At 53.9% G+C, this 13575-nt stretch carries 11 protein-coding genes; 5 read left to right on the forward strand and 6 right to left on the reverse strand.

The features are described 5' to 3' along the window. Window positions 1–11: 11 nt before the first annotated feature. Window positions 12–506: a nuclear transport factor 2 family protein gene (locus ACR0BD_RS16965; RefSeq protein WP_480832162.1), complete on the reverse strand. Its 495-nt coding sequence runs from the start codon at window positions 504–506 to the stop codon at window positions 12–14. Between the two features lie 91 nt (window positions 507–597). Next, window positions 598–1362 carry a nuclear transport factor 2 family protein gene (locus ACR0BD_RS16970; protein WP_480832163.1) on the reverse strand — a complete coding sequence of 255 codons (765 nt, stop codon included), beginning with the start codon at window positions 1360–1362 and terminating at the stop codon, window positions 598–600. A 178-nt stretch (window positions 1363–1540) separates the two neighbouring features. On the opposite strand from ACR0BD_RS16970, the gene ACR0BD_RS16975 reads away from it, so the two are divergent. Then, window positions 1541–1918, forward strand: coding sequence for a winged helix-turn-helix transcriptional regulator (locus ACR0BD_RS16975; RefSeq protein ID WP_480832164.1), 378 nt, complete (start codon window positions 1541–1543; stop codon window positions 1916–1918). A gap of 198 nt (window positions 1919–2116) precedes the next feature. On the opposite strand, the gene ACR0BD_RS16980 is transcribed toward ACR0BD_RS16975, so the two are convergent. After that, complete coding sequence (locus ACR0BD_RS16980; RefSeq protein ID WP_480832165.1) at window positions 2117–2794, reverse strand: DUF1989 domain-containing protein; 678 nt, start codon at window positions 2792–2794, stop codon at window positions 2117–2119. A gap of 371 nt (window positions 2795–3165) precedes the next feature. Next, window positions 3166–3936 (reverse strand): 2-keto-4-pentenoate hydratase, encoded by a 771-nt coding sequence (locus ACR0BD_RS16985; RefSeq protein ID WP_480832167.1) that lies wholly within the window; start codon window positions 3934–3936, stop codon window positions 3166–3168. 238 nt (window positions 3937–4174) lie between these two features. Between ACR0BD_RS16985 and ACR0BD_RS16990 the strand changes: the two genes are divergently transcribed. The 3 genes from ACR0BD_RS16990 to ACR0BD_RS17000 are packed head-to-tail and all read left to right on the forward strand — an operon-like array spanning window position 4175 to window position 10391. After that, window positions 4175–9028 carry a GAF domain-containing protein gene (locus ACR0BD_RS16990; RefSeq protein WP_480832169.1) on the forward strand — a complete coding sequence of 1618 codons (4854 nt, stop codon included), beginning with the start codon at window positions 4175–4177 and terminating at the stop codon, window positions 9026–9028. A 3-nt stretch (window positions 9029–9031) separates the two neighbouring features. Beyond that, window positions 9032–9373, forward strand: a complete 342-nt coding sequence (locus tag ACR0BD_RS16995) for an Hpt domain-containing protein (RefSeq protein ID WP_480832170.1) — start codon at window positions 9032–9034, stop codon at window positions 9371–9373. Next, window positions 9366–10391, forward strand: a complete 1026-nt coding sequence (locus ACR0BD_RS17000) for an adenylate/guanylate cyclase domain-containing protein (protein WP_480832172.1) — start codon at window positions 9366–9368, stop codon at window positions 10389–10391. The genes ACR0BD_RS16995 and ACR0BD_RS17000 overlap by 8 nt, the downstream gene beginning before the upstream one ends. Window positions 10392–10425: 34 nt before the next feature. Here the strand turns inward: ACR0BD_RS17000 and ACR0BD_RS17005 are convergent, their stop codons facing one another. Beyond that, window positions 10426–11958, reverse strand: coding sequence for a phospholipase D family protein (locus tag ACR0BD_RS17005; RefSeq protein WP_480832174.1), 1533 nt, complete (start codon window positions 11956–11958; stop codon window positions 10426–10428). Between the two features lie 205 nt (window positions 11959–12163). On the opposite strand from ACR0BD_RS17005, the gene ACR0BD_RS17010 reads away from it, so the two are divergent. Then, a complete protein-coding gene (locus tag ACR0BD_RS17010; RefSeq protein ID WP_480698179.1) occupies window positions 12164–12577 on the forward strand; it encodes a VOC family protein in 414 nt (137 codons plus the stop codon). A 14-nt stretch (window positions 12578–12591) separates the two neighbouring features. Here the strand turns inward: ACR0BD_RS17010 and ACR0BD_RS17015 are convergent, their stop codons facing one another. Further along, window positions 12592–13470 (reverse strand): GntR family transcriptional regulator, encoded by an 879-nt coding sequence (locus ACR0BD_RS17015; protein ID WP_480698177.1) that lies wholly within the window; start codon window positions 13468–13470, stop codon window positions 12592–12594. Window positions 13471–13575 lie beyond the last annotated feature (105 nt).

The raw sequence follows: 13575 nt of genomic DNA on the forward strand, positions 1-13575 counted from the left end.
ACCTTTTGAGATCAGAACGTTGGGTTGTCATTCGCGACATTGCCCCCGGTGAGCAGCATCAAGAACCGGGTGAACAGGTCTATGGCCTGCATGGCGTCCCAGTGTTCGCGCAGTTGGCCGTCTTCCAACCGGAAAGTATCCGTGATGATGAAGCCCTTCCTGTCGTTCCCGCGATGCTGCGCCTTAAGCGTAACGTGGCTATGGAGCACAACGTAATCACCGCTCGAAATGATCCGTTTGACATCATAGCTGTAGTCGGGGAACCGCTTGGTCAGCGTCTTCACATATCCGACCACACCGGACATCTCGGACGGGATGGCCCGGTTGTGCTGGATGTACGATCCGTCTGCGTAGGTGCGTGACACATAGTCAAAATCGTGCTCGTTCATCAGCCGCTGAAAGAAATCAACAACAACGGCGGCGTTCCGCGTTTCATGATCAGTCCAGTGATCCTGTTTCAATTCTTCGAAAGGGACTTGGGGTGTGATATTGCGCCCGTCGGACATTGCTGTGATCCTTAAAAGTGAGTGTGTTTGAGGCTGATCCTTGGACCCGCTAGATATAGATGTGCAGGCACGCTTCCCTCATATGTCGGATTCAGAATTTGCCGTTATCGTGCACCATTTTCGCCGGAGTTGGTGAGACGACGTCCCAGTGTTCGACAATCAAACCATTCTCGACACGCCAGAGATCGAAGAACGCCCAAGGTTTGCCGCTGACCGTAGCTTCCGAGGCCACGAAGACAAAATTGCCCTCTGCGACAACGATTTGAGGGTCGAATTTGGTAATGACGAAACCTTGTTCTGCCCAGGCTTTGGTGCCTTCGAGCAAGCCATCGATGCCGTCCGCAAGGTTCGGGTTGTGCTGCATGTAGACCTCTGAGTACATCGGTGCCTTTTCAGGGGCGGCACCCCCAAGCACATCCCGCACGAACCCCAGCACAAGCGCCTTGTTTTCTTCGGTCTTGTCGAGGTCGGTGATTTCAGTCGGACCATCCGTCATGCCGCGTCCGGAAACAGTTGTTTCAGGAACGGGTTGCAGGTTGTCCCAGTGCTCTGCGACCTTACCGTCCTCGATCCGGAAAACATCAAACGCGGCCATAGTATCGGAACCGAGCATCTGTGCGTTGTCAAAAGTACTATGCAGGACAACCAAATCACCTTCTGAAATGACCCGGTGCGTCGTGACAGTCATTCCCGATTGCCCGACAAATGGTATCAGATTGATCAATCCGTCGGCGCCGGTCTCAATCTGTGGATTGTGCTGAATATAGCCCGGAGTGATAAGCGCGCGAGCCGCGTCGGGATCGTGGTCAATAAAAGCTGCAGTAAACAGGGCGATGACGATTTCTTTGGCAGACACGGGGAGATCCTTTGATTCGTACGCTTCAGATACGTAGTAGCAAAACCATACCAGACTGCAATTACGTACCTGTACCGAACCTGGTAGGGTCTATCATACCAACGTGACAACGGTTCATTGCCGAATGTAGGCAAATGAGTTAGAGCATGAAGGTCTGTTATTCATACTAGGATCTAATATGCTACCAATCGGAGTTGCCAATAAAGCAGAGGCATCGAACTGCTGTATTCGATCCGTGCTTTCCAATGTGACTGGCAAATGGCGGATGATCATTATTCTGGCCCTGGAAGACGAACCAAGACGGTTTGGCGACCTCAAACGGTGCATTGGGGACATAACGCAAAGCGTCTTGACCGAAAATCTTCGCGGCTTGCAGCGAGACGGATACCTGACACGGACGGTGGAACCCGGTCCCCCGGTCGCCGTAACCTATGAGCTAACAGACTTGGGACGCAGCCTCCTCGACGTACTTAAGCCGCTTGTGTTCTGGTCTCATGAGCAAATGCATGATGTCAGGCAGTTCCGCATGGAGTTCGATCGGCAACAAGCGGGCTGACTTTTCGTCGCCCCAGTTAGCATTCGCCTCGCAAAGCTACGCTTTTTCGGAGGGTAAGCTAAGCACCCGATAGCGAATGGAAGGTTAGGCTCGGCATACCGCAGCGAGTTTTGCATTATTTTAAAGGCAAGTGACGGGATGTGCCGGCTGCTTCACCCAGCAGGTAGGCTTTGCCAAATTCCGCGTTGACGATTCAACTCACCGTACGCTGAATTCCAGTTTGTCCGGCGCGACCCCTTTGCCGTTCACGGGTGTCATGTCTTGCGGGCAGGCCGACATCACCGCGATAAGATCGGCTTCGGCCCGCAGCGAAATCCGATCGCCTGCGCGCGCGACCGGAGGTTCAAAGCTGGTGGATCCATCCGCCCTGAGTGGCACATTCATCCAAATGTTGAACGGGGCCGGGATCAGCGGCGCCTTGAGCCCGATGGCGATAAGCGCCATGCGCAGGTTGTCTGCACAATTGTCGTGATAGCCTTCGCATTTCAGTTCGCGATATCTTGCGTGGTCGCAGCATGCGATAACTGTATCGTGCACCCCCGGCGAAGTGTCCGCAGTGATTGTTAACAAGGGCCGCCGCTGGTTGCTGACCAAGACGTCGCCGACCTTCGGGAAGATTGATGCAATCGAGGTATGCAGATGGGGCATCGACAGATGCTCGTGCAGGTCCTTGGCGGCAAAGGCGAAGAAGTCACAAACCTGATGACCGCTTGGATTAACGATAGTGAGAGTTTGCCCCCGCGCAAGCCTGACAGCGATACCGCATCGGGCAGGTATCTCGTAGGTGCGCCCGGCTTGCGCAGTTCCGTCTGCTGAGATGGCTATATCAAGGCTCTGGTTTGAGCCGTCCGGGACCGAAATATCGGTGCTGCTCACGTCAATCTCCTTTTTCGAACGTCTAGTCCGACCAACCCCAACCTTTTTAGGTTCAGAAAAAGGCGCGGTAGCTCGAGCAATGATCGTTCAAGAAACATACAATTTTCGCTCCGCTGCAAATAGCTGCTATGCGGGCTTTTGCCATAGCATTTTGAAATGAAGCCCAACGTCGAATTCGGGCCGTCCGCCTGCTCCGGAAATCTCGATGTGAAAGCCGCGCCTTTCAGCCAGCCAACAGCGGCAGGCGAAAATACTCCCAAAGCTTAGAGTGCAAAGCTTTTCGAAGTATCATAGCCCAAAGTGATTGTTTTGCGCAGTGATAAGCAGTTTGGTTATCAAGATAAACCGACCTCTGATCGGATTGCGCCAAGCTAAACAAACCGAACAGACAGTTCGGTATCCATGACCCCACCATAGCGCGCTGTCCATGTCTCACCCGGCTTTAATGGCCACGCATCGGTGAGTGTGCCTGTCGAGACAAACTCGCCTACTTGCAGAGGGTCCTGAGCTGAAACAAGAGAAGTCAAATGAGCCAACACATCGACCGGGCCGTCCAGAGCGTTTTCTCCTTTGCCATGGTCTACAGTTTCCGAGCCGCGGATCAACTCAACCGGGACAGACGGTAATCCATTCAGGCGTTCTTTGGTCGCGGGTGTTTTTTCGCCCAGTATCAGACAACCATGCAGACCCTGCGCGGCAATCGTATCGCCAATAGAGAATTTCCAATTCGGGTAAATAGATTGAACGATTTCAATGCCCGGGGCGAACCAATCTATGCATTTCGCTAGCTGTTCCCTATCCATACCAGCTTGCGGCGCTGTTTTCAGACCGAGGACAATTTCAGGCTCTATCCTTGGTTCCGCGTAATCCGCAAGATGGATGGGCTGGTCATTTGAATACAGACTTTCAGCGAAAACCATCCCCCAGATGGGTTGTGAAACCCCGTATATGGGCCAGATAGCACGGTTTGTGAAACCGACTTTTCGACCTGCCGGGCGCTGATCCAAAATCCCACGCACGCGGCGTGCGATCGCGTATGAGTGGTCAGATGAGACGGATTCTGACAGCACCGGGTCGATCTGCTTTTGCGTTTTCAGCGCATCGGCAATGTTGATCGCGATAGTTTCAAACTGTTTTTCCATTCAAACACCCTAGCCGAACAAACACGGAAATACCGCATCCCATCCTGCCTGAACTGCACAAATCTACGCGACAGAATGTGCCATGGTCTGACAGGCCGTCGGCGGAACTAACCTTTGCCAAAACGTTTTGTGCAAACATAATGCCTATGTTCGCGAAGAAATTCAGTGACTTCTAATTCGTGCTGTCTACACTCTGGACCGGTATATTTTAAGAATTTGCTTGGGGGCCCTCGCACCGGTGAGTGAAGAAAATGTATCTGACACAGCGAGTACCCGCGCGCCGTTACCTGAGTTAAGCGCCGCGGATCAGCAAGCGCGCTTTGACGCGACAGCGCGTGTGATGCGGGCGATCTCGGAAACCAAGGACGATGTGCAGCCGGTCTGTGATTTGATCGTCGCGTTGGCGAAAGATCTCTGCGGTGCGGTGTTCGCGGGACTGGTGCTGGGAAAAGAGGGCGACACCCTGCAGCGGCTGGTCGCAAGCGTCAATTTACACCCTGAGATCCAACAGCTCTGGACTGATGGCAAATACACGATGGAGCCGGGCAACTCGTTGGTGGCGGATACGATTCTTAGCGGTGAAACCCGGCACGTTGCCGACATGGGCGATACCGAGTTTCACAGATCAGGCGATGAACGTTTCAGGATTGTGGTCGATAAACATGGATGCCGCAGCAACCTGTTCGTGCCATTAAAGCAGGATGGTGCGGCAATTGGATGCCTGATGTTGGCGCGCGATGAGGTGCGGCCATATTCCAGTGACCAGGTCGAACTGGTCGAGACATTTGCCGCACAGGCCGTAATCGCGATCGAGAATGTCCGCCAATTCCGCGAGTTGCAAAATCGACTGGCCCGCGAAGAAGCAACTCGGGAAGTCCTTGAGATCATAAGTCGTTCCCGGGACGACGAGGCGCCGGTTTTCCAAACGATTTTGGAAAACACTGCCCGGCTATGTGAAACGGATGTCGCCACGCTGAGCCTGTTGAACGAGGCTGGAACGCATCTGGAATACGCCGCGCATTTCGGCGATCAACTTGCGACCTATGAGGTCGGTGTGGATCGCTGGTCGCTTGACTCAAACCTTCAGATCGCAAGGTCTGTGCGCGAGGCGCGCGTCATACACAATGTCGATCTGCGTCAGACAGAAAAGTACATCAAGGGTGACCCATGGCGTCGCCAGCTTGTTGATGAAGAAGGCGTTCGTTCATTTCTAACAGTCCCGCTGATGTCGGCTGAAGGCGAGCCGGTCGGCGTTATCGGGATTTACCGGCGTGAAGTGCGTCCGTTTACGGATGATGAAATATCGCTAGTCGAAGGGTTTGCGGCGCAGGCCGTAATAGCGCTGGAAAACACAAGGCAACTCAAGGAACTGCGAAACCGGCTGGAACGCGAAACGGCAACGGGTCAGGTTCTTGAAGTCATCAGCCGCAGTCGAGATGACGAAAACCCGGTGTTCGATAGCATTCTGGATAACGCCAGCCGTTTATGCAAAGCGCCGCTGGCCTTTCTATGCGTCGCGGATCACGAAGCTGGGCTAGCCACCATTCCAGCGAATATCGGTGCCAGAACAGACTTCGACGAAGCCCTCAGAGAATTCGTGGAACCGCTGACGCGAACGGAACTGATCGCAATAAGGCCCTTGGTTGACGGTCAGGTCGTACGCCAGGACGATATTGCCGCTGATCCGCTTTACTACCGGGACCGCGACCCAAGGCGGGTGCAGATGGTCGAGGTCGAAGGGGCCCGTTCCGTTCTGGCGGTTCCTTTGATGAAAGACGGTTTGGGGCTTGGGGTGATCGTGCTCTATCGGCGCGAGGTGGCACCGTTTTCGGATGATGATGTTGCTTTGGTCCAGACCTTTGCAGCCCAGGCCGTTATTGCGATGGAAAACGTTCGCCAGTTTCGGGAAGTGCAGGAACGTACAGCCGAAGTGATGCAGGCGCTTGAGTATCAGACCGCCACATCCGAAGTGCTGGATGTCATCTCTCGCTCGCCCAATGATTTGCCCCCTGTATTGGATACGATCCTTGAGGTGGCTTCGCGCATTTGCTCACCGGAATATGCGTTTTTCGCGATGCGGGATCCTGACGAAGATCTTTACCGTGTTGCCATGACGCACAACGTGAGCGACGCGTTTCTGACTTTCCTATCAGAAAATCCTATCGCCCCCGAGGAAGGCTCATGCATCGGACGTGCGGCGTTGCATGGCAAGACCGTCTATATCAAGGACACACGACAGGACCCAACCTATACATGGACCGAAGCCGCCGAGATCGGCGACTACCGGACAACCCTGGGTGTCCCGTTGGTCAAGAATGGCCAGGTCGTTGGCGTCATCGTCATGGCGCACCGACAAGCGTGCGCGTTCAGTGACAAACAGATCAAGCTGTTAGAGACATTCGCAGCGCAGGCGTTGATCGCGATCAACAACACCCAGTTGTTCGAAGAAGTTCAGACCCGCACGACAGAGGTGGAAGAGGCGCTGGAGTACCAAAAAGCGTCAAGCGAAGTTCTGGAGGTCATTTCCCGATCTCCCGACGCGTTAGAGCCTGTTCTGGGGGCTTTGCTGGCCGTGTCGTCCCGTATCTGCCGCCTGCAGGATGCCTTCGTCGCGCTCAAAAGACCTGAGGATGGAAAATACCATTTCTTTGCAGGTCACAATGTGTCGGACTCGTTTGCCAGCTTTCTTAAATCCCATCCTTTCGAACCCGGAGAAAACTCGGCCACCGCGCGGGCGCTTTTGCACGGACATGCCGATTACGTCGAAGATACGCAATCAGACTCCAGATATGACCCTGTTCTGAAATCCAATCTTCAAGGTTACAGATCTGTCTTGTCGGTTCCGCTGATACGAGACGGCGACACGATCGGCGTGATCAGTATGGGCAGCCGCGAAAAAGCGGCCTTTGACGAAAAACAGATCAAGCAAATGGAGACATTTGCGTCGCAAGCCATCATTGCGATTCAGAATTCTCAGCTGTTCAACGACACGCAAACCGCGCTTTCGCGCCAAACCGCCAGTGCCGACGTATTGCGGGTGATCAGCCAATCACCAACGGATACAACGCCGGTCTTTGAGGTCATTGTAAATTCGGCAACACGGCTTGTGTCTTGTGATCTGGCTGTTGCCACGCTGACGGATGAAAGTTCCTGGTGGCAGGTGGCATTGGCCTCACCCAAGGGCCTGATACACGATTTCGGTAAAACCCGGCATCCGATTGACCCGCAAGACAACTTTCAATCCTCGGTCTTTCTGGCGGGCAAAACGATGCACGTACATGATCTGTCGTCACTTGAATTGCCTCGCCTTGCCAAGAAGCTGCAAAAAGAAAACGGATATGAAGCCTTTCTTGGCGTTCCGTTGATGCGGGGTGGTAAATGCCTGGGCGGGCTTAATTTTATCAGGAAATCGCAAACCCCGTTTTCGGAAGAAGAAGTCGCAATGGCTGAAACGTTTGCAGACCAGTCCGTCATCGCGATTGAGAATGTGCGCCTGTTCCGTGAGGCCGAAGAAGCAAGAGAAGCCGCCGAAGCCGCGAACGAAGCCAAAAGCGCCTTCCTTGCGACCATGTCGCACGAAATCCGCACCCCGATGAACGCCGTAATCGGCATGAGCGGGCTGTTGATGGATACGCAACTTGACGCCGAACAAGGGGATTACGCCCGCACGATCCGCGATAGCGGAGATGCCCTTTTGGGGATCATCAACGAGATTTTGGACTTCTCGAAAATCGAAGCCGGTCAGATGGATATCGAAAATCATCCGTTCGATCTGCGCGAGTGCATCGAAAGTGCCCTTGATCTGATCAGCGGTAAAGCTGCCGAAAAACGGCTGGATCTGGCCTATGAGTTCGACGACGGTTTGCCCGTGGCCATCAGCGCCGATCTTACGCGCTTACGCCAGATTCTGCTCAACCTGCTGTCCAACGCGGTGAAATTCACAGAAACCGGCGAGGTGGTTCTGTCGGTCGAAAAATCCGCGCAGGTCGGTGACGCGCTGGAGCTTACCTTCAAGGTCCGCGATACCGGCATCGGGCTGACGAAAAAGGGCATGAGCCGACTTTTCCAATCCTTCAGTCAGGCCGACAGTTCGACCACACGCAAATATGGCGGCACGGGTCTTGGCCTGGCAATCTCCAAGCGACTGTCAGAGCTGATGGGCGGAACCATGTGGGCGGAAAGTGACGGAGGCGGGCATGGATCGACCTTCACCTTCACAATTCAGGCCAAACCAGCCCGACCTGTCAGGTCCGCGTCGCGTAATCTGGTTGGGGTCCAGTCTGAACTGGAAGGTAAGCGTATTCTCATGGTGGATGACAACGCCACCAATCGAAAAATTCTGCCCCTTCAAACTGAAAAGTGGGGGATGAAAACAAAGGCTTGTGAAAGGCCGTCCGAGGCGCTGGACCTTTTGAGTAAAGGGCACGGTTTCGACCTTGCCATTCTCGATATGCACATGCCGGACATGGATGGCGAAGAACTTGCCAAAAAGATTAAGGACCTTAAGCCCAGTTTGCCGCTAGTTCTTTTCAGCTCGCTCGGGCCGAGAGACATGGAACTCGGCGATGGTCTTTTTGCCGCGAACCTTTCGAAACCGTTGCGTCAATCGCATCTGTTCGACACGCTGGTCACTTTGTTCGCGGCCGACAACGCCCCGAAAAAACCGGCAAAACCTGAGGGCAAGCCCCAGACCGATCCGGAAATGGCAAAACGGCATCCGCTGCGCATTTTGTTGGCCGAAGACAACCTTGTGAACCAGAAACTGGCGCTGCGTCTGCTTGAACAGATGGGCTATCGCGCTGATCTGGCCAGCAATGGGGTAGAGGCCATCGAAAGCGTTAATCGACAATCCTATGATGTCGTTCTGATGGATGTACAGATGCCCGAAATGGATGGGTTGGAGGCTTCGCGTCGTATTAACGGGCTGTTCCAAGACGATGAACGGCCGCGAATTATCGCCATGACTGCCAATGCGATGCAGGGCGATCGTGAGATGTGTTTGGACGCGGGGATGGATGACTACATCGCAAAGCCCATCCGCCTGCCGGTTTTGATCGAAGCGCTTTTGAATGTCCCAAGTGAACGCAGGTGATACATGACGAACGGACCTATTGACCTTGGTATCTTCGCAGAGCTCAAAGATGCGACCGGTGATGATTTCGCGGCCGAGCTTGTGCAAACCTTTCTGGATGAGGCGCCCGTAATGATTGATGCCTTGAAAACGGCAGCCAAGGCATCTGACGTTGATGGCTATCGTCGGGCAGCACACTCCATAAAGTCCAACGCATACACATTCGGCGCCACAGACCTGGCCGAGCAGGCCCGAAAGATCGAAGTGGGAGGGTTCCCCGCGAATGGCGATCTTTCCGATGCAATGTCTTTGGAAGCCTCGCTGGAAACGGCAGCAACGGCCTTGCGGGGCTTGATTGATGACTGAACTTCCTGGCCATCTGCTGATTGTTGACGACAACAAGGTGAACCGCCTTCTGCTGTCCCGAAACGTCGAGCTTTTGGGGCACAAGGCAACCGTGGCCGAGAATGGCCGGGTCGCGATGGAGATGCTTGAACGTCACCCCTTTGACCTTTTACTTCTGGATATCGAAATGCCTGAAATGGACGGGTTTCAGGTTCTTGAGGCAATCAAGACAGATGCGAAACTGCGTGATCTGCCGGTCATCGTGACGTCCTCGGTCGAGGGGCTGGACAATATCGTGCGCTGTATCGAATTGGGTGCCGAGGACTACTTGCCAAAGCCAGTTAACAAGACGCTGCTGAGTGCGCGCGTCGCCAGCGGTTTGGAAAAGAAACGCCTCAGGGACGAACAAAAACGCCTGCTAGAGCGTTTTGCGACCACTGAAGTTGCCGAGGACCTGCAGCAATCGGGATTTGCAATCGGCGGAAAGCGAGCAAGTGCGTCCGTTCTGTTCTGTGATATTCGCGGGTTTACTGCATTGTCAGAAAATCTTGCGCCCGAGGCGACGATTGATCTGCTCAACACGTTTTACACGCTGATGTTCGAGGCCGTGACCAGCAATGGTGGGATCGTCAGCCTGATGCTGGGTGACGGCCTTATGGCGTTGTTCGGTGTTCCGCAGGCTTTGGAAAATACAGCCCAAAGCGCGGTCGCAGCTGGCCATGAAATGCACCATATGATCGAAACTTTGAACCTGGAAAGGTCTGCAGAACAAAAAGGCGATCTGCGGATCGGGGTCGGAATTGCAACCGGAGAGGTGGTCGCCGGATACGCCGGTACAGACAGCCGGGCAACGTATACATGTATCGGATCGACCGTAAACCTGGCGGCTCGGTTAGAAGCAGAGACACAGAAAACAGGCAGTCGAATGTTGGTTGATCAGGCAACCCTGAGCCTATTGGACAAGGCAGAAGTGCAAGACACATTCGCTGGAACGATGTTCAAAGGCTTTTCCGAACCGTTTGACGTTCACGCGTTGTGATGGCCCGCCTGAAAAGGCTTTGAACCGGGTGTTTTCAAAGTTGTGAGCCAATGGGCAGTATGGCCAGGAAACCTGATACGATGTGATCCCATGTCGATCCCGTCGGCTCGGAATTGTATTCTCGGATCGTGCCGTCCTGTTCCTGGGTTCGCCACATCAGCCGATCATATTCGTCCAGCGTGACACTGTAGGTATATGCGGGCAGGGCGTCATCCAACGTGGCCATGGTTTGCGTCGTAAGCGCGGGCGAGTCGATCAGGATACCCATCTCCGTATTGATATTGACCGATCGCGGATCCCAATTGAACGATCCGACAAACAGATAACGGTCGTCTACTGCAAAGGCCTTGGAATGCAATCCCGAACGGGACTGTGCCCAGTTCACACCGCGTTGCTGAACCTGATACGCATCTGGGCGCAGCTCATAAAGCTCCACCCCGTTGCGCAAAAGCGCGCGGCGCTTTTTGGCATAATGCGCATAAACCGGCGCCACATCATTCGATGCCAGCGAATTCGTGACCACCTTGACGTCGACGCCACGTTCTTCAAGCTCGGTCATCCATTTGACGCCGTTTTTGCGCGGAACAAAATAGGCAGAAACGATGCTGACCTCGCTGTTTGCCGCCTCGAAATAGGGCAACAGTTGTGATGCAAGAATGGGATCCCCACTGTCGACACCAGCCGCTTTGGACGGGGGATCCGCATAAACCGTGGCATTAACCCAGTCCAGCGACAACGCACCATCGGAAAAGTTTTCTGCAGCTGATCTACGCAAGGCGTTCCCATATTGCGTTTGCGCAGCGTCCTCGACCAGTTCATTCAGTCGGTTGCGGGCCTGATCGAGTGTCAGTGTTTGCGGTTGCGAGATGACGACACGAGCAGGAACCGCGAATTCGCTGTTCCAGTAGGCATCAAAACTGTCTGATACGTCCCGAACAACAGGACCTGCCGCCAGGACATCCAGGTCGGCATAGTTCATCTCTTCCCGGGCCAGAAAATACTCGGCCCCGATATTGCGGCCTCCGACGATTGTGAACGTGTTATCCGCAGTCATTGACTTGTTGTGCATGCGCCGGTTGATGCGTTTGAAATCGGTCAAACCGGCGATCAGCAGGCTTTGGTCTCGCCAAAAAGGGTTGAACAGCCGGATTTCGATATTCTCATGCAAATCCAGCGCAGCGGTCATCGCGTCGTAGCCAGAGGTATCCATGTCATCCAGCAACAACCGTACACGAACACCGCGATCTGCGGCTTGAAGCAGACTGGCCGCAAACAGGTGCCCTGTTGGATCGTTATGTAGCAGATAGTACTGGGCATCTATGGTTTGCTCGGCTGCGGCGGCCATCAACAACCGTGAAACCAGCGCCTGCTCGCCGTCGCTGATCAGTCGGACACCCGAGCGGCCATCCCTTGGGTCGCCAAGCCTACGTGCGGCCTGTGATAGCGTGCCACTGGATGGTGCGGCTACGGATCGTGTTACGGTCTTTTCGTAGGTTCGAGGTTTTGAAGAACAGGCGGCGATTGCCAGCACGCAACAGATTTGAACCACGAAAAACCAGGATTTCATAGGCAGCCTCCAACACTCATCTGACTAGTGATCACGCAAAAGCGCCGGCATTCAAGAAATTCCTCTTCGATGTGGCCAAATTAGGTACTTGTTGTTGGGCGATAGGTCAGAGGCTATTTTAAGCCGCAAATCTGTTGTTGACCGCTTCAAGTTCTGCTCATCTGCAAAAAGACATCAGTAAACCGGGCTTTGGAAAGACGCGGACATGAAACTGGAATTTCACCATATCAACTTTGTTGCTGACGACGTGGATCGCCTGCACCATTTCTACACTGATATTCTGGGCCTCGATGACATTCCGATCGAGAATTTTCCACGGTCACAGGAAACACAAGACCGCGGCTACAGTGGGAAAATCCGGTTTGCGACCGAAGGGAGAATGCAGATGCATCTGGCCGAACGGGACCTTGGGGTCGCGTTCAAACATAATGAGACGATAAACCCGGTCGAACGCGGCCACATCGCGTTCAGGACAGATGATATCGAGGCTTTCAAAAAGATGCTTGATGCCAACAACGTCCCGTATTCTGATTACGGAACGGCGTTTGCGAAAGAATGGCATCAGGTGTTCTTTCACGATCCCGAAGGCAACGTGATCGAAGTTCATCAAGCCGTCTAAACACGGCCAGATCCTCAATCAATGGCTTCGGTGAAACGCCGACGGGTGGCATCCAGATGCGCTTGCATGGCAGTGCGGGCTTTGCGCTTATCCCGCCGCAGAATGTTTTCGATGATTGCAACATGGTCGGAAGTTGCCGCCAGATGATGCTGCAACTGGTCGTCAAGCGGCCAGAGGTAGTGATGGTTGAAAATCATGGCAATCGCGTCCTGAAATCCCACAATCAGCCTGTTATCCGCGTGGGCGTTCAAAAACCGATGGAATTTAGTGTCCAAAGCCGGGAAATCCAGCTGGGAAAAATCTGTGTTTTCATCAATCGCAAGATGCTCGTGGTGCACGCGGATCAACCCACCCCAGAAGGGATCGTTTTCGGGTAAAACGCACAGTTTTTCGATGGCCCGGCACTCGAACATGACCCGAACCTCGTGCAGTTCAAGCGCGTATTTCTTGGTGACGCCTTCAAGCACCCAGCGCCGATGATGGTCCTTGCGTACAAAGCCAAATCGGCTGAGGCCGATCAGAAACTCTCGCATGGTTTGGACTGAAACGTTGAATTGTCGGGCCAGTTGCCCCTCGCTGAGCAGTGTACCGGGGCCGATATCCTGGTTTCGGATCATCTGCATGAAAGTGGCCTCTAGCATGTCGCGCACATCCATGGTTTCGCTTGTGTCAAAGTAATCTTCGCGCACAGGAACGCGTGACAGCCGCGGGGTCGCTTGGGTGTTGTCGATGATCTTTTGGGTTTCCAATCGGTTCAGGATGCTTCGAACAGTTGTCCGGCTGACCTTTAGATGCCGAGCGATTCCTGACACGTTTCCGATATCGGGATCGGCCACCAAGCTATCCAGCATGGCGTTATACGCAGCTTTGAAAACGCGGTCCGGGCGCGCCATGGCCAACACTCCCCCTGTTCATTATTGTGTTTTTAACATGGTTAAAGACATTTGAGAACAAAGTGACGCTTACCTATGATCGCGCCAGATCATACAGACCAATAT

It is taken from the genome of Ruegeria sp. G5 (assembly GCF_056533365.1).

What these genes read in the sequence shown, in the direction of transcription:
- ACR0BD_RS16965 (WP_480832162.1), bottom strand. Translation starts at nt 506, where the DNA reads ATGTCCGACGGGCGCAATATCACACCCCAAGTCCCTTTCGAAGAATTG.
- ACR0BD_RS16975 (WP_480832164.1), top strand. Translation starts at nt 1,541, where the DNA reads ATGCTACCAATCGGAGTTGCCAATAAAGCAGAGGCATCGAACTGCTGT.
- ACR0BD_RS16985 (WP_480832167.1), bottom strand. Translation starts at nt 3,936, where the DNA reads ATGGAAAAACAGTTTGAAACTATCGCGATCAACATTGCCGATGCGCTG.
- ACR0BD_RS16995 (WP_480832170.1), top strand. Translation starts at nt 9,032, where the DNA reads ATGACGAACGGACCTATTGACCTTGGTATCTTCGCAGAGCTCAAAGAT.
- ACR0BD_RS17000 (WP_480832172.1), top strand. Translation starts at nt 9,366, where the DNA reads ATGACTGAACTTCCTGGCCATCTGCTGATTGTTGACGACAACAAGGTG.
- ACR0BD_RS17005 (WP_480832174.1), bottom strand. Translation starts at nt 11,958, where the DNA reads ATGAAATCCTGGTTTTTCGTGGTTCAAATCTGTTGCGTGCTGGCAATC.
- ACR0BD_RS17010 (WP_480698179.1), top strand. Translation starts at nt 12,164, where the DNA reads ATGAAACTGGAATTTCACCATATCAACTTTGTTGCTGACGACGTGGAT.
- ACR0BD_RS17015 (WP_480698177.1), bottom strand. Translation starts at nt 13,470, where the DNA reads ATGGCGCGCCCGGACCGCGTTTTCAAAGCTGCGTATAACGCCATGCTG.